The sequence below is a fragment of the Erwinia sp. 198 genome, from assembly GCF_003937915.1.
Classification (GTDB): Bacteria; Pseudomonadota; Gammaproteobacteria; order Enterobacterales; family Enterobacteriaceae; genus Erwinia; species Erwinia aeris.
This window is the reverse complement of sequence record NZ_RHUM01000002.1, coordinates 367,011-385,502: the sequence shown is the minus strand read 5'-3', so window position 1 is coordinate 385,502 and position 18,492 is coordinate 367,011. Positions and strand designations below refer to the sequence as shown.

The following is an 18,492-nucleotide window of genomic DNA, read 5'->3' as shown; positions in this document are numbered from 1 at the left end:
TGGTTGGCAAACCCGTTGTAATCAGGAAATTTCATGGAAAATCAACCCAAGTTGAATAGCAGTAAAGAAGTAATCGCCTTTCTGGCGGAGCGGTTCCCACAGTGCTTCAGCGCCGAAGGCGAAGCGCGGCCGCTAAAAATCGGCATCTTTCAGGATTTAGTCGACCGCGTGCAGGGCGAAATGGGCCTGAGTAAAACTCAGCTTCGTTCCGCGCTGCGCCTTTATACTTCAAGCTGGCGCTATTTATACGGCATCAAAGCTGGTGCCACCCGCGTTGACCTGGACGGCAACGCCTGTGGCGTTCTGGACGAGCAGCACGTGGAACACGCCCGTAAGCAGCTCGAAGAGGCCAAGGCGCGCGTTCAGGCGCAGCGCGAGCAGCAGCAGGCGAAAAAACGCGAAGCGGGTGAAGAAACTGCCCCTCGTCGCCCACGCAAGCCGGTTCGTAAACCTTCTGCTGAAGGCGAGCAGCCTCGGGCCGCACGCAGCAAGCCGCAGCGTAATCCTGGCCGCGCGCCTTCCGCAGAACGCCAACCGCAACGCACGACACCCGTTACGGATACCGCAGCATTGCAGGTGGGTCAAAACATCAAAGTCACGGCAGGCAAAAGTGCGATGGATGCAACCATTCTTGAGATTACAAAAGATGGCGTCCGGGTACAGCTGGCTTCCGGCCTGGCAATGATAGTGCGCGCAGAACACTTGCAGTTCTGATACGGAGGCCAATCAGGGCATGAACAACTTTTTTAAAACCACCGTTATTGCTGCACTGCTGTTTACCGGACATGTTTTCGCCGCCGATGCTATTACGCGCGCCGAGCAAATTCCGCAGCTTCATCAGGAACCGCAGCACGCGACCGTCAGCGAGCGCGTGACGTCGCGCTTTACGCGTTCCCACTATCGTCAGTTCGATCTGGATAAAGATTTCTCCGCGAAAATTTTCGCCCGCTATCTGAATCTGTTGGACTACAACCACAATGTGCTGCTGGCTTCTGACGTGGCACAGTACAACACCAAAAAAACCACGCTGGGCGATGAACTGAAATCGGGTCAGCTGGATGTTTTTTACGATTTATATAACCTGGCGCAGAAACGCCGTTTTGAGCGCTATCAATACGCGCTGACGGTGCTGAACAAGCCGATGAATTTTAGCGGTCACGATACCATTGATATCGACCGCAGCAAGGCGCCCTGGCCGCAAACCACTGCGGAGCTGAACCAGCTTTGGGATGCTAAAGTCAAATATGACGAGCTGAGCCTGAAGCTGACGGGTAAAGAAGAAAAGGAGATCCGCGAGGTTCTCACCAAGCGCTATCAGTTTGCTATCCGTCGTCTGGCGCAGAGCAACAGCGAGGACGTTTTCCAGCTGGCGATGACCGCTTTCGCACGTGAAATCGATCCGCATACCAGCTACCTTTCCCCGCGTAATACCGATCAGTTCAATACTGAAATGAGCCTGTCGCTGGAGGGCATCGGCGCCGTGCTGCAAATGGATGATGATTACACCGTAATCAATTCCATGGTTGCGGGCGGCCCGGCAGCCAAAAGCAAAGCGATTACCGTGGGCGATCGCATCGTCGGCGTCGGCCAGCCCGGCAAACCGGTTCAGGACGTGATCGGCTGGCGTCTTGATGACGTTGTGGCGCAGATTAAAGGCCCGAAAGGCAGCAAAGTGCGTCTGGAGATCCTGCCGGCCGGCAAGGGCACCAAAACCCGTATTATTACGCTGACCCGCGAAAAAATCCGTCTGGAAGATCGCGCGGTGAAAATGAGCGTGCATAACGTCGGTAAAGAGAAGGTCGGCGTACTGGATATTCCTGGTTTCTACGTTGGTTTGACCGACGATGTAAAAGTGCAGCTGCAAAAGCTGCAGAAGCAGAACGTCGACAGCGTAGTGATCGACCTGCGTACCAACGGCGGCGGGGCGCTAACGGAGGCGGTATCGCTTTCCGGCCTGTTTATTCCGGGCGGCCCGGTGGTGCAGGTGCGTGATAACAACGGCAAGGTGCGTCAGGACAGCGATACCGACAGCATGGTTTATTACAAAGGCCCGCTGGTGGTGCTGGTAGACCGTTTCAGCGCCTCGGCTTCCGAGATCTTTGCCGCCGCCATGCAGGATTATGGCCGTGCGCTGATCGTCGGTGAACCGACCTTTGGTAAAGGCACCGTGCAGCAGTATCGCTCGCTGAACCGTATTTACGATCAGATGCTGCGTCCCGAGTGGCCTGCGCTGGGATCCATCACCTATACCATACAGAAGTTCTACCGCGTTAACGGCGGCAGTACTCAGCGTAAAGGCGTTACGCCGGATCTGCTGATGCCGACCGGCGTGGAAGCGGTGGAAACCGGTGAAAAATTCGAGGATAATGCGCTGCCCTGGGACAGCATTGATGCGGCGGCCTATACCAAAACCGGCGACGTTAAGCCGCTGATCCCGCAGCTGCTCAAGACACATCAGGATCGTATCGCGAAGGATATGGAGTTCCAGTACATCCTGAAGGATATCGCCCGCTTCAACGCGATGAAGGATAAGCGCAATATCATCTCGCTGAATCTTGCCGAACGCGAGAAAGAGAATCACGAGGATGACGCGCTGCGGCTGGAGCGGATCAACGCCCGTCTCAAGCTGGAAGGCAAAAAGCCGCTGGCGAAGCTTGAGGATCTGCCAAAGGACTATAAAGAGCCGGATCCTTATCTGGACGAAACGGTCAAGATTGCCAATGACCTGGCGCAGCTGGAAAAAAACCAGAGCACCAAATAACCTTCAGGGCACAGCGCAAGCTGTGCCTTATTTTTACCTGAACTTTCCCTGTCCACGCGGTAACTTTGCCTTTCCTGACAGTCAATGTTTTCCTGAACGTTAAAAGTTAAGACAAAATGTAAAGTTATGTCTTTTTAGACACTTAATGCCCTCTGCCGCTTGAAATGTTTTGCCGTGCCCATAGGATAGTTATCCGCTATAAGCGATTTTTTAACTGAGGAAGAAGAAATTTTATGATGCGTATTGCGCTTTTCCTGTTAACCAACCTGGGCGTAATGTTGGTTTTTGGACTGATCCTCAGTCTGACGGGAATTCAGTCAAGCAGTGTTCAGGGCCTGATGATCATGGCGGGTCTGTTTGGCTTTGGCGGTGCGTTTGTCTCACTGCTGATGTCTAAATGGATGGCGCTGCGCTCCGTGGGCGGTGAGGTCATTGAACAGCCACGTAACGAAACCGAGCGTTGGCTGATGCAGACCATTGCCGGACAGGCGCAGCAGGCGGGCATTGCTATGCCGCAGGTTGCTATCTATCACGCACCGGACATTAACGCCTTTGCTACCGGCGCGCGCCGCGATGCTTCACTGGTTGCGGTTTCTACCGGGCTGCTGCAAAACATGAACCGTGATGAGGCCGAGGCGGTGCTGGCGCATGAGATCAGCCATATCGCCAACGGCGACATGGTGACGATGACGCTGATCCAGGGCGTGGTAAACACCTTTGTGATCTTTATCTCACGCATTATTGCGCAGATAGCCGCAGGCTTTATGTCGGGCGACCGCGAAGAAGGCGAAAGCAGCAACGGCAACCCGCTGGTCTATTTTGCGGTGTCGATGGTGCTGGAGCTGGTCTTCGGTATTCTGGCCAGCATTATCACCATGTGGTTCTCGCGCCATCGTGAGTACCATGCCGACGCCGGTTCGGCGCGTCTGGTTGGCCGCGAGAAAATGATCGCCGCGTTGCAACGTCTGAAAACCAGCTATGAGCCGCAGGAAGCAAGCACCATGATGGCGTTCTGCATTAATGGCAAATCGAAGTCGCTGAGCGAGCTTTTTATGTCGCATCCACCGCTGGATAAGCGTATCGAGGCGCTGCGCAGCGGCCAGTACCTGAAATAGTCGTTAAGACGATAAATGCCGGTCGCTGACCGGCATTTTTTTGCCTGCCGATCAGCCCGCTTTCTGTTCCGGCCCCGGCTGCGTCAGCCGAAGCGCGCTGATGATGGCGGCCAGCGTAGAAAATCCTCCTGCCAGCAGCAGCGAGGCGTGCGTGCCCTGGTCGCTGAACAGATTGAACATTAACGCGACCAGCGCCGCGCCGCTGGTTTGTCCCAGCAGGCGCGCCGTGCCCAACATGCCGCTCGCGCCGCCGCTGCGATGACGCGGCGCCGAACTGATAATAGTGTGGTTGTTGGGCGACTGAAACAGGCCAAAGCCTGCGCCGCAGATCGTCATGCGCCAGATAATGCTCCAGTTATCCGGCGACGCTGGCAGCAGCGCCAGCGAAAACAGGCCGATCGCAAAACATCCCAATCCTGTCGCGCCCAACAGCCCGACATGGTAGCGCTCGATGAGTCTGCCCGCTATCGGTGCCATCACCATCGTCGCCAGCGGCCATGGCGTCAGCAGCAGGCCTGTCGTCACCTCGTCGCGATGCAGCACGGTTTGCAGAAAAAACGGCAGCGACACCATCGCCAGCATCTGCGCGCAAAAGGAGCATACCGAGGTGCCGAGCGACAGTGAAAATACCGGGATACGCAGCAGGTCAACCGGCAGCAGCGGCACCGGCAGCCGCAGCTGACGACGAATAAACACCACGCCGATTATCGCCAGCGCGACCAGTTCCGCCGCAATCAGTTTGCCGCTCTGACCCTGGGCGAAACCGCTCAGCGCAGAGATCAACAGGCCGAACGTCAGCGCGTTCATGATGGCGCTGGGAATATCAAAGCGCTGTTCGCTGGCTTTTTGCGGATTATCGGGTAGAAAGCGGAAGGCGAGAAATAGCGCGCCGAGTCCTACCGGTACGTTAATCAGGAACAGCCATTGCCAGGAGGCGACCGAGAGCACGGCAGCAGCCACGGTCGGGCCGGCGGCGGTCGAGACGGCGACGATTAGCGAGTTGATGCCCATTCCGCGCCCCAGATAGCGCTGAGGATAAATGATGCGGATCAGCGCGGTGTTCACGCTCATGAGAGCCGCGCCGCCAAAACCCTGCAGCACCCTGGCGAAGGTCAACATGCCCAGCGAGTCGGAAAGCGCGCAGAACAGCGAGGTACAGGTAAAAACCACCAGCCCACACTGATAGACGCGGCGATAGCCCAGGATATCGCCCAGAAAAGAGAGCGACAGCAGCGAGACAATAATCGCCAGCTGATAGGCGTTAACGATCCAGATCGAGGCCGCCGGACTGGCCTGGAGATCGCGGGCAATGGTTGGCAGCGCCACGTTGGCGATGGCACCGTCCAGCACGGCAACGGTTATACCCAGCGCGATGGCTAAAATCGCGCCATAGCGCTGCGGAACGGGCAGGCCATCTGATGGAAGAGTTTGCGGCATAGAAAAAATAGTCAGGAGAGTGAATATCATAATGCTAATGATTTTTTCACTGCCTTACCATTTATTCAGCGCGCTGAACCATCAGCAAATGTGTCTGTGCTGCCGACAGGTTAGCGTTGCGCTATCGCTGTGGCAAAAAGTATACTGGGAATAGTGTTCCATTTTTTATAAAACAATAAGGCAAAATCGTTATGGCGAAGGATGAGGTGGATAAACAGCCCGATTCGGTCTCTTCCGTACTGAAAGTGTTCGGCATTTTACAGGCGTTGGGCGAAGAGCGAGCGCACGGCATTACCGAGCTGTCACAGCGGGTGATGATGTCGAAAAGCACCGTTTATCGTTTTTTGCAGACCATGAAGTCGCTGGGTTACGTTGCGCAGGAAGGCGACACGGAAAAATACAGCCTGACTTTGAAGCTGTTTGAGTTGGGCGCAAAGGCGTTACAGAATGTCGATCTGATACGCAGCGCCGATATCCAGATGCGCGAACTTTCCCGCCAGACCCGCGAGACGATCCACCTGGGCGCGCTGGAAGAAGACAGCATTGTTTATATTCACAAAATCGACTCGCTTTACAATCTGCGCATGTACTCACGCATTGGCCGACGCAATCCGCTGTATAGCACCGCTATTGGTAAAGTACTGCTGGCCTGGCGCGAGTCGGAAGAGGTAAAAAGCATCCTGGCAGACGTCAGCTTTCAGAAGAATACCTCCCGTACGCTTACGTCTGCGGACGCGCTGATAACCCAGCTGGAACGGGTACGCGCGCAGGGCTTTGGCGAAGACAACGAAGAACAGGAAGAGGGATTGCGCTGCATCGCCGTGCCTGTATTCGATCGCTTTGGCGTGGTGATTGCCGGACTGAGCATCTCCTTCCCGACCATCCGTTTTACCGAAGAAGAGAAGAGCAACTATGTTGCTATGCTGCACCGTGCGGCAAGGCTGATATCGGAACAGATGGGCTATCGGAACTATCCTTTCTGAACCGACGGGCCGACAGCGCTCGGCCCGTCGCGGTTTCAGTTATCGATCACTTCACTGCTTTTTTTCAGTAAAGGGCAGTCGGTGACGCCGACAATGCCGCTGTCGCTGTGCAAATACTGGGCGGTAGTCATGCCGCGAGCGGTAAGATACTGGCATTGCAGCCCCATCCCTGCGACATTCTTATGGCTTCCGGTCAGTACGCCGTAGCCGGTGACCAGCAGAGCCAGCCAAATCACGACCAGCAGGCCAACAAGACGAACAAAAAATTTCATGCTTTCTCCTTTATGCGTCGGCCTTTCCCGTAGTCGCCGACGCCAGTACATTGTGAGCAGATACGCAAAACATTGTCAGCATACAGCAGTATCGTCATAAAGCCTGCGCGAAGGTTCCTAAATTTTTATCAGCGCGCTATCAATTCGTTGATGAGCGGGTAAAATTCGGCTCATTATAATTATGTGTAACATCAGGAGTATAGGTATGTTAAACGAGGTCGCCAACGGCGCGGCGGGAGCCGGTTTGCTTATCGGCATCACGCTTGTCGGGCTAATCACCTGGTTTTTTATCACTCGCGCCAGCGTCAGAGCTAATGAACAGATACGCCTGCTGGAGGCGCTGCTTGACGAGCAGAAACGGCAGAATCAGCTGCTGATGAAGCTTGTCGGCGCGCGGCAGACACCGGCTGAGGATAACAATGAAACTGATTTTATTCGTTTAATTCCGGAGCGCTAATCGCTCCGGCACAAGGAGGGCCGCATGGCCTGGCAAAACCCCTGGTACGATCCGCACAAGGCGCACCATACGCCGGAAGGCTTCCGTAATCCTGAACAGGATCTGCGCCAGCCCGGAGATTTACAGCGCTGGCGCAAAGAGCGCAAGGCGCAGGGGCTGCCTTTTCCACCGGCGCAGGGTTACGATGCATTTATTCGTCAGTGGTGGCAGCCTGCCGATTTAAGCGGCGAGGAGGATGCGGTTTGGTGGCTGGGCCATGCCTGCCTGCTGCTACGCACCTCGGGCCAATACACGCTAATCGATCCGGCGCTGGCGTTGCGCGCATCGCCGCTTCGATTTTACGGGCCGCAGCGCAAAACGCCTGCCGCGCTGAAAGTCGAAGACCTGCCCGCGTTGGATCGCGTACTGATTTCGCACAGCCACTATGACCATCTTGACTGGCCTACCATCAAACTGATCCTGCGTCGTTTTCCGCAGGTGCATTTTGTGGTGCCGCTGGGGCTGGCGCCCTGGTTTAAAAAACGCGGAGCGAAAAAGGTCACGCAGCTCGACTGGTGGGAGTGTGTCACCGATCGCGAAATGCAGATCTTTGCCGTTCCGGCGCGTCACTGGAGTATGCGTACGCCCTGGGATCGCAACCGTTCTCTATGGTGCGGTTGGGTAGTAAAGAATCAGGGGGTAAATTTCTGGTTCAGCGGCGACAGCGGCTATTCTGAAAGCCTGCTGGAGATCCCGCGCAGGCTGGGGCCTTTCAACCTGGCTGCTTTGCCAACGGGCGCTTATGCGCCGCAGTGGTTTATGCGCGGACAGCATATGGATCCGGACGAGGCCATTTCGCTACATCAGGCGCTGGGCCAGCCCGTCACCATTCCCATTCATTGGGGCGTATTCGAGCTGGCGGACGAATCACTGGATGAGCCGCCGCGCTTGCTGAGCGAAAAGATGCAGGCAGCAAAGCTGGACGAACGCCGTTTCAGCGCATGGAAAATTGGCGCAAGGATGCCCCTTAAAAATATAAATTAAGAATAATCCTGGTAAGCAATTTTAAAATGCGTACGCGCTGATATCAATGCCGGTTAATCCAAATAGATTGATGGTACTAATGGCAATTAATCGGGAAGGGGGCTGCATTTAAATGGGGCAAGCAGAAATACATTTTCCTGATTTTGGTGCAGTTTAAATTTAAATATGAACCACATGCTCCTTTTGATACCGCAATGTCATTCTAATTTTGCGTGGCGCGGAGCCATCTTTAAATGAAGATTTTTGAGTAAGCAATGTCATATTTCTGCCATAAGCCGGCTGGAAAATCGGCCGGAGGGCAGCGAGAAACCGTAGACTTGGCCGCAGCAGAAGGCTAAGATGTCCTTAGAAAATTGCATGACCGATGGGCCTGTGCCATTCGGCTTTACCCTGGCGACGTTCAATAATTCCTGAGTTGATGTGCAATAAGTGCCGCAGACGTTTCAAATATGTGCGACAGTCCGACGACCTTATAAAAATGACTTGCCATTAATAATCGAATATGTGATAACGCTTTTGGTAAAACGGGGTACAGTTCTGTTTATGTATGGCATCTTCAGTAAAGAAGTTCTGAGTAAAGACGTTACGTTGAATACCGCTTCCTTGCCGAGCCTTAATTTATGCCTCATGCAGTTGTGTCTCTGATTTTTCTGTACGTCACGCCCTCGGGCGAATTAACACTCTAAGGAATTTGCAAAATGGCAAAGATTAAAGGTCAGGTTAAGTGGTTCAACGAGTCTAAAGGTTTTGGCTTCATTACCCCTGCAGACGGCAGCAAAGACGTGTTCGTACACTTCTCTGCTATCCAGGGCAATGGCTTCAAAACTCTGGCTGAAGGCCAGAACGTTGAGTTCGAAATTCAGGACGGCCAGAAAGGCCCTGCTGCTGTGAACGTCACCGCTATCTAATTTTCGATCTTGCCGTTGCCCGCGCGACGGTTCAGGCAAGCATCAGAATAGTAAAGCCCTGCCGATATCGGCGGGGCTTTTTCCTTTGCGCTCATGAAAACCTGCCCTGGCCTGCGTATTTCCGGTAAACTGCCGCTCTTAACGTTACCGGAGAGTTGTTATGTCTTATCTTTGCCCGCTTTGCCATCATCCCTTGCTGCCCGATGCTTCCGGCTGGCGATGTGAAAACCGGCATCAGTTCGATCGGGCAAAAGAGGGCTACGTCAATCTGCTGCCGGTGCAGCACAAACGATCGAAGCAGCCGGGCGACAGCGCCGAGATGATGCAGGCGCGACGTGAATTTCTGGATGCCGGGCACTATCAGCCTCTCCAGTCCAGCGTCTGCGATATTTTCCAGCGCATCCTCCCGCCCGAAAACGCCAGCGTGCTCGATATTGGCTGTGGCGAAGGCTACTACACCCACGCGGTTGCCGATATGCTGCAAAGAAAAGGCGAGGCGGAAGTCCACGCGCTGGATGTATCCAGAGTTGCGGTGCGCGCTGGCGCTAAACGCTATCGCAACGTTCGCTTTTGCGTGGCGTCCAGCCACCGGCTACCGTTTGCCAGCGAGCAGTTTGATGCCGTGCTGCGTATCTATGCGCCTTGCAAGGCGGAGGAGCTGGCGCGGGTAGTGAAGCCCCACGGTTACGTCCTGACCGTTACGCCGGGGCCACGACACCTGTTACAGTTTAAAGAGCTAATCTACCAGGAAGCACGCCTGCATGATGAGACGCCCGAAGCATTGCCGGACTTTACGCTGGTAGAGCAGCATTCACTTAATTATTTAATGAGCCTGAATAGCGAAACGTCCGCCGCGCTCTTGCAGATGACGCCTTTTGCCTGGCGCGCCCGTCCTGAAGTTTGGGGGGTGCTGGCGACCACGCCATCGTTTGAGGTCGAAACAGACTTTACGCTGCGCCTGTGGCAAAGGCGGCAGGCTGTGCAGCCGTCCGTGGCTATACAGCCTGCCGTCGTCTGACGGCTGGCGGAGCAGGGCCGTTTGTTCCTGACCGGCCTTCTGTAAATGTAAGCAAATATTTTGACGTTGTCCCGTGCGCTGTTTACAGTAGAACTCCTTAATTTTTACAGGAGCCACGGGCCCGCGCCCTCCCTATGGATCGTCACCGAAGTTGTTTAACTAAGCCACCGGCCTACGCGGCCACCCTGACTTTGCCTTTTAACGGCGCTTATCTTCCCTTGTATCCAGCCATAAGCTGCGCGATGTTGTTGCCAGTTTCTTTTTTCCCTATCTCTGTTCGGAGCCTGTGATGGAATTTCTCTTAGACCCGTCAATCTGGGCCGGTCTGCTGACGCTGGTCGTCCTTGAAATTGTGTTGGGAATAGATAACCTGGTCTTTATTGCCATCCTGGCCGATAAGCTGCCGCCAAAGCAGCGTGATAAAGCCCGTCTGATAGGCCTGTCTCTGGCGCTGATTATGCGCCTGGGTCTGCTTTCGCTGATCTCCTGGATGGTGACCCTGACGCGTCCGTTGTTCAGCGTCGCGGATTTCAGCTTTTCGGGCCGCGATCTGATCCTGCTGGTCGGCGGTTTCTTTCTGCTGTTTAAAGCGACGATGGAGCTGCATGAAAGGCTGGAAAACCGCGAGCACATCGCTGGAGGCGCTAAAGGCTACGCCAGCTTTTGGTCCGTGGTTATCCAGATAGTGGTGCTGGATGCCGTCTTCTCGCTGGATGCGGTGATCACTGCCGTTGGCATGGTCAACAACCTGGCGATTATGATGACGGCGGTGACGATCGCGATGGGCGTGATGCTGCTGGCCTCAAAACCACTGACCCGGTTTGTCAACGCGCATCCTACGGTTGTGGTGCTCTGCCTCAGCTTCCTGTTGATGATCGGGCTTAGTCTGGTTGCGGAAGGCTTTGGTTTCCATATTCCAAAAGGCTACCTCTACGCGGCTATCGGCTTCTCTATTCTGATCGAGCTGTTTAACCAGATCGCGCGGGTGAATTTTCTTCGTCATCAGTCCAAAAGGCCGATGCGTGAGCGCACCGCCGAAGCTATTCAGCGGCTTATGGGGGGACGACGCGGCGGCCATACGGATAACGGCGAACAGGAGAGCGAAACCCTCAAGCTGATGCCGCAGGAAACCTTTAAAGATGAAGAGCGCTATATGATCAACGGCGTGCTGACGCTGGCCTCGCGCTCGGTACGCAGCATTATGACGCCGCGCGGCGATATTTCCTGGGTCAATGCCGAGCGTCCGGCGGATGAAATCCGCGTTCAGCTGTTGGATACGCCGCACAGCCTGTTTCCCGTCTGCCGGGGAGAGCTGGATGAGATCGTCGGCGTGGTGCGGGCAAAAGAGCTGCTGGTGGCGCTGGAGCAGGGCATTGATATCGCCACCTACGCTGCCGCTATGCCGCCGGTGATCGTGCCGGAAACACTGGATCCGATCAATCTGCTGGCCGTGCTGCGTCGCGCCAGGGGCAGCTTTGTGGTGGTAAGCAATGAGTTCGGCGTGGTGCAGGGCCTGATAACGCCGCTGGACGTGCTGGAGGCGATTGCGGGCGAGTTCCCGGATGAGGATGAAACGCCTGATATCGTTGCTGATGGTGAAGGCTGGCTGGTGAAGGGCGGCACCGACCTGCATTCTTTGCAGCAGCTGCTGGATACCCAGATGCTGGTGAAGCCGGCAGACGATCATGCTTCGCTGGCGGGACTGCTGATTGCCCAGAAGGGCCAGCTACCCCAGGCGGGCGAGATAATATTACTGCCGCCGTTCATTTTCCAGATTGTCTCTGCTACCGACTATCGTATTGATTTGGTGCGTGTAACGCGGGAAAAATCCCCTGTGGAAGAAGGCTAAACCTGACGAAACATCAGCCGCCGCCGGGCGGCTGATGTTCGCTAAGCCACTGAGGGAAACTTTCCAGCGGCATTGGTCGGGCAAACAGATAGCCCTGCAACACATCCACGCCTTTCTCACGCAGGTAGGCCGCCTGAGCTGCCGTTTCCACGCCTTCCGCAACCAGGCTGATATTCAGCCGCTGCGCCAGAGAAATCACCATATCCGTTACCGTCGCGTTAATCGCGTCTGTCCCTATCGCCGCGGTAAAGACCTTATCGATTTTCAGCACGTCCGGGCTGAGCGTTTTCAGATAGGAGAGCGAACTGTGGCCGGTGCCGAAATCATCAATCGCCAGCTTCACGCCGCTCTGCCGCAGCTGAGCCACCACGCGCTGGTCAACCTCCGGCAGCGCATCGCGCTCGGTCAGTTCCACAATCAGCTGCGGGGTCGGGTTCGCCGGCCACCAGAGCTGCTCCAAATCCGTCACGATTTGCCGTTCATGAAAATGGCTGGAAGCGACGTTGATGGCAATATGGAAATCGGAGCGGGCCGGCAGCAGCGGCAGCTGGCTGACCACTTCGGTTAACACATAACGCGTCAGCGGCGCGATTAAGTTATGTCGCTCGGCCAGCGGAATAAAAAGATCCGGCGATACCCAGCCCTGGCGATCGTTATGCCAGCGCAGCAGCAGCTCGATGCCTTCGCATTCGCCGCTGCGGGCATTAATCAGCGGCTGGCAGTAAACCATAAATTCACGCGCGTTGATGCCGTAGCTGATCTGCCAGGCAAGGCTCATACGGTTCGCGGTCGCCAGCCAGACAATATAGCCGGACAGCAGGCTCAGCAGCAGCGCCAGCGGCAGCTGTTCAGGCAGCGCCAGCAGCGCCAGCCGGGCGGGCGCCGGCCCATACAGCGTGACGGAAAAAGGATAGCGCAGCGAAGCGTCCTGGTAGCTGACTTCATCCTCGGACGGCAGCGCTTTTTCAATCAGGGGATTGCCGTATTCCAGGCTGTGTTCGCCTACGTTGAAAATAACGCGCTCCACCCACGGCAGCTCAGGCTCAAGCAGGTAGTTGCTCATCAGATCGATATTAACGAGTTGCAGGATCCCGGCCTTATTGCCCGCTTCCAGCGGCGTCCACAGCAGCAGTACCGGCGAGCCTTTGAGCAGATGATCGTCGGTGCTCAGCAGCATTCGCTGATTGTTTACGGCCAGTTCGGGATAGGTGGTGCTGAAGGCAAGATTGGTGCTGCCATAAATGCTGGAGCAGTACATATTGTCCCGGTCGACCAGGATAATTGAACGCACGGTTTGCAGCGAGGCCAGCTTTTCCACCAGCGGAAAGCGAACCCGATCGCACGGCAGGCCCACCAGCCCCAGCGTATTATTAGCCGCCACGTCAAGCGGCGAAAAAAGCCGATCGAAACGCTGGATCGCTTTGCTGGCAAAAGTGTGCGACAGCTTTTCGATATGATTTTTTTCAACGATAAAGCGTAAAGCCAGGGTAAGGATAAGCACCAGCGCGGCGACTACCACAGCAATTAACAAGCGTCTGCGGCGAAACGCCCCAGTGGCTTCCTGTGACACTTGCATTGACGACCATCCTTAAAGCGAAACGCGAATCAGTCAGTTATCGGCAAAAGTAAGATTAAGTTTAGTCCTGAGAAATGAAAAACGGGGGTTAAACAGCGGGTTGCCTGTAGCAGAAAGACGGGAAAAGGAAAGCGCCAGCGCCGCAGAGGGCGCTGGCGAAAAATCAGTCACACTGTACTTTTATCGCCAGGCCGCCGCGAGAGGTTTCACGGTATTTGGCGTTCATATCCTTGCCGGTTTCATACATCGTTTCGATCACTTTATCCAGTGAAACGCGTGCCTCGCTGGTACGCCGCATCGCCATGCGCGCGGAGTTGATCGCTTTTACCGAAGCGATGGCGTTACGTTCGATACAGGGAACCTGCACCTGACCCGCAACCGGATCGCAGGTCAGGCCCAGGTTATGCTCCATGCCGATTTCCGCCGCCACGCAAACCTGCTCCGGGCTGGCGCCCAGCAGCTCGGCCAGACCCGCCGCCGCCATCGAACAGGCCACGCCGACTTCGCCCTGGCAGCCGACTTCCGCGCCGGAAATCGAAGCGTTCATCTTATACAGGATGCCGACGGCGCCCGCCGCCATAAAATAGCGGATAAAAATATCGGGACTGACCGAAGCGATAAAGTGATCGTAATAGGCCAGCACGGCCGGCACGATGCCGCAGGCGCCGTTGGTTGGGGCAGTCACCACCCGCCCGCCCGCCGCGTTCTCTTCGTTAACGGCCAGCGCAAACATGTTTACCCAGTCGATCACGTTCATAGGATCGCTGGAAAGTTTGTCGGAGGAAACCAGCAAACGGCGCAGCGCGGCGGCGCGACGCGGTACGCGCAGCGGGCCGGGCAGGACGCCTTCCGTATTCAGGCCGCGATCGATACAGTCACGCATACTCTGCCAGACGTCCGCGAAATAGTGTTCTATCTCCGCACGGCTGTGCAACGCCAGTTCGTTCTTCATCACCATACCGGAAAGCGACAGGCCGGTTTCATGGCAGTGGGCCAGCATCTCTTTTGCTGAGTTGAACGGATAGGGCACCGACACTTCATTCAGCGTGGACTGGCCGAAATGCTCTTCGTCGACAATAAAGCCGCCACCGATGGAATAGTAGGTTTTGCTGTAAATCAGCTCGTCGCCCGAGAAGGCGTGAATGCGCATGCCGTTTTCATGCAGCGAGAGATTATCGCTGCGAAACACCATACCGCCCTCGCGTGGAAAATCCACTTCGTGCGTGCCGCCGGCCAGCAGCAGACGCTGTCGTGCCTCTACATCACGAATAAAGGCCGGGATGCCGTCGATATCCACGCTTTCCGGCGAGGCGCCCGACAGGCCCATAATAATCGCGATATCGGTATGGTGCCCTTTACCGGTCAGCGAAAGCGACCCGTAAACGTCAACGGCGATGCGCGTAGCATCGGTTAATTTGCCCAGGCTGACCAGATCGTCAACAAACTGTTTGCCGGCTTTCATCGGCCCCACCGTATGGGAACTGGACGGGCCTATGCCGATCTTAAACATGTCGAAAACGCTAATCACATTCTGCTCCCGGGTGCGCAGTTAATCGCTGAATAATATTTAATGGTAATCATCATGTGAACGATAGTCGCATGAAATAAACTAATCTTCTTCAGACGGAAAAGTTATTGCGGGCTGCATCACATTGGCGCCCGCCGCTTTTTTCTGCCTGACCTGTACTAAGGCAAAATAAAAACCGGCCCGCTAAGTTTCGGGGCCGGTCTTTTGCGCTGCAATATAAAGGATTTACGCTAATTGTGAAGGGGTAAGGCAAACTAAAAGAGGGAATTTACCTGCCGTTTTGCTTCAAAGCTCTGGTAAAACGGGCAAACGACGCTATTTTGTGCGAAACCGCTACTCTGTTACCTGCAGGCTGAGCTGGCGGATAATGCCCGCGGTCATGCCCCAGATAAAATAGTCGTCAAACCACGAAAGCCAGATCCGGTGCGTTATGCCGTGGCGCTGGATATCCAGCGGAGAATAGCGGCCCAGCCGAAGCGCTTCCTGGAGCGGCATCTCAAAAACCGATTCCACCTCCGCCTCATTGGCGTGCCAGGCAAGATTATCAGGGAGAATGCCTACTACCGGCGTGACCTGAAAACCGGTGCTGCTGGTCACGGGCGGCAGCACGCCGATCACCTTTACGCTTTCAGCCGGAATAGCGACCTCTTCCTGCGCTTCGCGCAGCGCAGTGTAAATCAGAGACCGATCTTCATTATCCCGCCTCCCACCGGGGAAGGCGACCTGCCCGGCATGTTTGCGCAGCGTGGCGGCGCGCCGGGTCAGCAGCAGCGCAGGACGCGGACGGTTAATAATTGGCACCAGCACCGCCGCCTGGCGCGTGGGCAGCTGAGGCAAGGCAGGCTCGGGCCGCTGTAGCTGAAAACGGGTGATAAAACGCTCCAGCGCTGGTGACGCGTCAGGCATGATAGTGCTCCAGACAGGGAAGAATGCGGTTTACCTTGTCGAACGTTTCCTGATATTCCGCCTGCTCGTCGCTGTCGGCCACGATACCGCCGCCAGCGGTACAGTAAAGCTGGCCGTTTTCCGCCGTCAGGGTGCGGATGGTGATGCTGGTATCCATGCGGCCGCAGACGCTGAGATACCCGATGCTGCCGCACCAGGCGTTGCGGCGGTGTGGTTCAAGCTCATCGATAATAGCCATTGCCCGTACTTTAGGCGCACCGGTGATAGATCCGCCAGGGAAACAGGCGCGAAGCAGATCGCAGGCCGTAAGCCCGGGTTTCAGCGTACCGGTAATGGTACTGACCAGATGATGCACCGCCGGGAAAGGCTCTACAACAAACAGCTCCGGCACTTTTACCGTGCCGGGTACGGCTACGCGGCCAATATCGTTGCGCAGCAGGTCGACAATCATCAGGTTTTCCGCCCGATCCTTAGGCGACTGGGCCAGCTTCTCCGCCTGACGACGATCGGCCTGGGGATCGCTCAGGCGCGGCAGGGTGCCCTTAATCGGGCGGGTTTCAATGTCGCCCGCCGCCATATGCAGAAAGCGTTCGGGCGAAAGGCTTAAAATAGCGCTGCCCGGCAGGCGAAGAAAAGCGCTGAAGGGCGCGCGGTTCTGGCGGGTCAGCGATCTGTATGCCTGCCATTCATCGCCGCTGTAGCTGGCCTGAAAGCGCTGGGCCAGATTGATTTGATAGCAGTCACCGCTGCGCAGCCACGCCTGCACCTGACGGAACTTCTCGCCGTAGGCTTCACGACTCATATTGGAAGCCCATGCGCTGGTCAGGCGAAAAGGCTCGGTCGCCTGCGGCGTTTGTTCATCAAGCCAGCGCAGCCGTTGCGCGACGTCGCCATGCGTGACCAGCGTCAGCGTCTGGCGATGGCGATCGGCAATCAGCGCCCAGTCGTAAATGCCTACGGCCATATCCGGCGTGGTCAGATCCGGCTTCGCCCGCTGCGGCAGCTTCTCGAACCGCCGCCCCAGATCGTAGCCGAACAGCCCCAGCGCGCCGCCCTGGAAAGGGTAGTCACTGCTTTCAGCCGCCTGCAAGTTGCTCTCCTGCAACGCCTGATGCAGCAGATCAAGCGGATCCCGATCGCTTTCTGCGATCTTGCCGTCACGCGCTATGCTGGTCAGGCCGCCGCAGGTGGTGAGCGTGGCCACGGGGTCGGCAACCATAATATCAAAGCGATTGTCGCTGTGTTCCGCAAAGCCGGAATCCAACAGCATCGCCCAGGGCTGATGGGCGACAACAGTAAACAGATCCCCGAGCGATTCGGGCGTATACTCCAGAGGATAATAAACAGGTGGCATGATTAAGGCAGATCAGAACTAAAACAGGCAGCAAGCCTGACATATTTTTCTGCTGCTGGCATCTGTTTGTTACGCGTGAAATAATTCCCGCGACTGAAACAGGAGCAATTATGATTAGTGGTTTACCGGCGCTGTCGCTTGAGCAGCAACAGCAGGCAGTGGAGCGTATCCAGGAGCTGATGGCCGACGGCATGAGCAGCGGACAGGCTATCCAGCTGGTGGCGGCTGAAATTCGCGAAACGCACACGGGCGAGATGATCGCCGTTCGTTTCGACGATGAAGACGAAGAGGATGAAGACGAGGCGCGCGAGCGGGCTAACGACCACGACGTCAACGACGACGATGACGACGACGACGACGAAGAGTAAGCAAATGGCGCACCGCCCGGTGCGCCATAAGTTTATCTGGCGGCGACGATCTTGATCTCAACCAGATATTTTGGGTTCATCAGGCCGGCCTGCACGGTGCAGCGCACCGGCGCGTTGCCTGGCGACACCCAGGCGTCCCAGGCGCGATTCATCGCCGGAAAATCCTCTTTGCGTACCAGAAAAATCGTGGCGTCCAGAATACGGCTTTTATCTGAGCCCAGGCGGGTCAGGATGCGGTCGATTACCGCCAGCGCGTTAGCGGTCTGCGCTTCGGCGTCTTCGTCCAGATTCTCCGGCACGCTGGTGTAATAAATCGTATCGTCATGTACAACCGCTTCCGACATGCGGTGTTCCGGGTCAATCCTGATTATTTCCTTAGACATATCAAAACCTTCATTGTTGTTTGTTCCACTCTTAAAATCATCATGGGACAGATTTGGGACATTCTGGTTAAAAATATCATCAATACGCCTGGCGTGCTGAGACAAATGCCCTGATGAACAGTGAGCGTATCGCCTTACCATGTTGCTATTTTGCCAGCCCCCATTTTCCTGCAGAACGGAAACAGGGACGCCAGCCATAATCAACCATGACACTTTATTCAGCACGCGCATGAAGTAGATCAGCTATTGTCTGCCCGTACCAGCCGTTCTGCACCTACCCTGCACTCAGGAGAGCAATAGCCTGTGCCTGGCTGCGACTTCTCGCCACAATCACCGTTGCGGTAAACCGGCAATGATGGATCAGGCACTTTGCGATTCTTAAGCGCTAACCTGCGTTCCCACTCTTTATGTTCAAAGGCTTTATCTGCGATATCAGGGCTTTTGCTTTCTGCGCAACGGCAAAAGTAATAGCTTTGGAAGTAAATAATATGAGCATGAAAATAATTTTGTTGGAAATTAATTCCTAAAGGGATCTGGGGAAATATGTCGGGTAA

18 protein-coding genes are annotated in these 18,492 nt (G+C 55.7%); 11 read left to right on the top strand and 7 right to left on the bottom strand.

Annotated features, from left to right (window positions below; translation table 11 throughout):
- The first annotated feature begins 33 nt into the window (after positions 1–33).
- The 3 genes from proQ to htpX all read left to right on the top strand — a co-directional run bounded on the left by proQ (position 34) and on the right by htpX (position 3,876).
- Complete coding sequence (gene proQ / locus EGK14_RS04275; RefSeq protein ID WP_125287814.1) at positions 34–714, top strand: RNA chaperone ProQ; 681 nt, start codon at positions 34–36, stop codon at positions 712–714.
- Positions 715–733: 19 nt separating this feature from the next.
- Complete coding sequence (prc, locus tag EGK14_RS04270; RefSeq protein ID WP_125287813.1) at positions 734–2,761, top strand: carboxy terminal-processing peptidase; 2,028 nt, start codon at positions 734–736, stop codon at positions 2,759–2,761.
- A gap of 233 nt (positions 2,762–2,994) precedes the next feature.
- Entirely contained in the window at positions 2,995–3,876 is an 882-nt protein-coding gene (gene htpX / locus EGK14_RS04265) for a protease HtpX (protein WP_125287812.1), read from the top strand.
- Between the two features lie 51 nt (positions 3,877–3,927).
- On the opposite strand, the gene EGK14_RS04260 is transcribed toward htpX, so the two are convergent.
- A complete protein-coding gene (locus EGK14_RS04260; protein ID WP_125287988.1) occupies positions 3,928–5,313 on the bottom strand; it encodes an MFS transporter in 1,386 nt (461 codons plus the stop codon).
- Positions 5,314–5,504: 191 nt separating this feature from the next.
- On the opposite strand from EGK14_RS04260, the gene kdgR reads away from it, so the two are divergent.
- On the top strand, positions 5,505–6,296 hold the full coding sequence (gene kdgR / locus EGK14_RS04255) for a DNA-binding transcriptional regulator KdgR (RefSeq protein ID WP_125287811.1): 792 nt from the start codon (positions 5,505–5,507) through the stop codon (positions 6,294–6,296).
- Between the two features lie 35 nt (positions 6,297–6,331).
- On the opposite strand, the gene EGK14_RS04250 is transcribed toward kdgR, so the two are convergent.
- A complete protein-coding gene (locus EGK14_RS04250; RefSeq protein WP_125287810.1) occupies positions 6,332–6,568 on the bottom strand; it encodes a YobH family protein in 237 nt (78 codons plus the stop codon).
- 205 nt (positions 6,569–6,773) lie between these two features.
- Here EGK14_RS04250 and EGK14_RS04245 point away from each other — a divergent pair, with 205 nt between their 5' ends.
- The 6 genes from EGK14_RS04245 to EGK14_RS04220 all read left to right on the top strand — a co-directional run bounded on the left by EGK14_RS04245 (position 6,774) and on the right by EGK14_RS04220 (position 11,823).
- On the top strand, positions 6,774–7,025 hold the full coding sequence (locus EGK14_RS04245; RefSeq protein WP_370255971.1) for a YebO family protein: 252 nt from the start codon (positions 6,774–6,776) through the stop codon (positions 7,023–7,025).
- Between the two features lie 24 nt (positions 7,026–7,049).
- Positions 7,050–8,048: an MBL fold metallo-hydrolase gene (locus EGK14_RS04240; RefSeq protein WP_125287808.1), complete on the top strand. Its 999-nt coding sequence runs from the start codon at positions 7,050–7,052 to the stop codon at positions 8,046–8,048.
- Between the two features lie 543 nt (positions 8,049–8,591).
- Positions 8,592–8,693, top strand: a complete 102-nt coding sequence (locus EGK14_RS21820; protein ID WP_253461303.1) for a DUF2627 domain-containing protein — start codon at positions 8,592–8,594, stop codon at positions 8,691–8,693.
- Positions 8,694–8,746: 53 nt separating this feature from the next.
- Positions 8,747–8,956 carry a transcription antiterminator/RNA stability regulator CspE gene (gene cspE, locus EGK14_RS04230; protein WP_001062678.1) on the top strand — a complete coding sequence of 70 codons (210 nt, stop codon included), beginning with the start codon at positions 8,747–8,749 and terminating at the stop codon, positions 8,954–8,956.
- Positions 8,957–9,116: 160 nt separating this feature from the next.
- Entirely contained in the window at positions 9,117–9,974 is an 858-nt protein-coding gene (gene rlmA / locus EGK14_RS04225) for a 23S rRNA (guanine(745)-N(1))-methyltransferase (RefSeq protein WP_125287807.1), read from the top strand.
- Between the two features lie 289 nt (positions 9,975–10,263).
- A complete protein-coding gene (locus EGK14_RS04220; protein WP_125287806.1) occupies positions 10,264–11,823 on the top strand; it encodes a TerC family protein in 1,560 nt (519 codons plus the stop codon).
- A gap of 13 nt (positions 11,824–11,836) precedes the next feature.
- On the opposite strand, the gene EGK14_RS04215 is transcribed toward EGK14_RS04220, so the two are convergent.
- From EGK14_RS04215 to pabB, 4 genes are all read right to left on the bottom strand, one after another.
- A complete protein-coding gene (locus EGK14_RS04215) occupies positions 11,837–13,399 on the bottom strand; it encodes a cyclic diguanylate phosphodiesterase (protein WP_125287805.1) in 1,563 nt (520 codons plus the stop codon).
- Positions 13,400–13,562: 163 nt separating this feature from the next.
- Positions 13,563–14,927 carry an L-serine ammonia-lyase gene (gene sdaA / locus EGK14_RS04210; RefSeq protein ID WP_125287804.1) on the bottom strand — a complete coding sequence of 455 codons (1,365 nt, stop codon included), beginning with the start codon at positions 14,925–14,927 and terminating at the stop codon, positions 13,563–13,565.
- Positions 14,928–15,260: 333 nt separating this feature from the next.
- Positions 15,261–15,833 (bottom strand): CoA pyrophosphatase, encoded by a 573-nt coding sequence (locus tag EGK14_RS04205; protein WP_125287803.1) that lies wholly within the window; start codon positions 15,831–15,833, stop codon positions 15,261–15,263.
- Complete coding sequence (gene pabB / locus EGK14_RS04200) at positions 15,826–17,187, bottom strand: aminodeoxychorismate synthase component 1 (protein WP_125287802.1); 1,362 nt, start codon at positions 17,185–17,187, stop codon at positions 15,826–15,828. Before pabB ends, EGK14_RS04205 begins: the two co-directional genes overlap by 8 nt.
- A gap of 110 nt (positions 17,188–17,297) precedes the next feature.
- Between pabB and EGK14_RS04195 the strand changes: the two genes are divergently transcribed.
- The gene (locus tag EGK14_RS04195) at positions 17,298–17,555 is read left to right on the top strand and encodes a YoaH family protein (RefSeq protein WP_125287801.1); all 258 of its coding nucleotides are present in this window, start codon (positions 17,298–17,300) and stop codon (positions 17,553–17,555) included.
- A 32-nt stretch (positions 17,556–17,587) separates the two neighbouring features.
- On the opposite strand, the gene EGK14_RS04190 is transcribed toward EGK14_RS04195, so the two are convergent.
- A complete protein-coding gene (locus EGK14_RS04190; RefSeq protein ID WP_125287800.1) occupies positions 17,588–17,938 on the bottom strand; it encodes a RidA family protein in 351 nt (116 codons plus the stop codon).
- Positions 17,939–18,492: the final 554 nt, after the last annotated feature.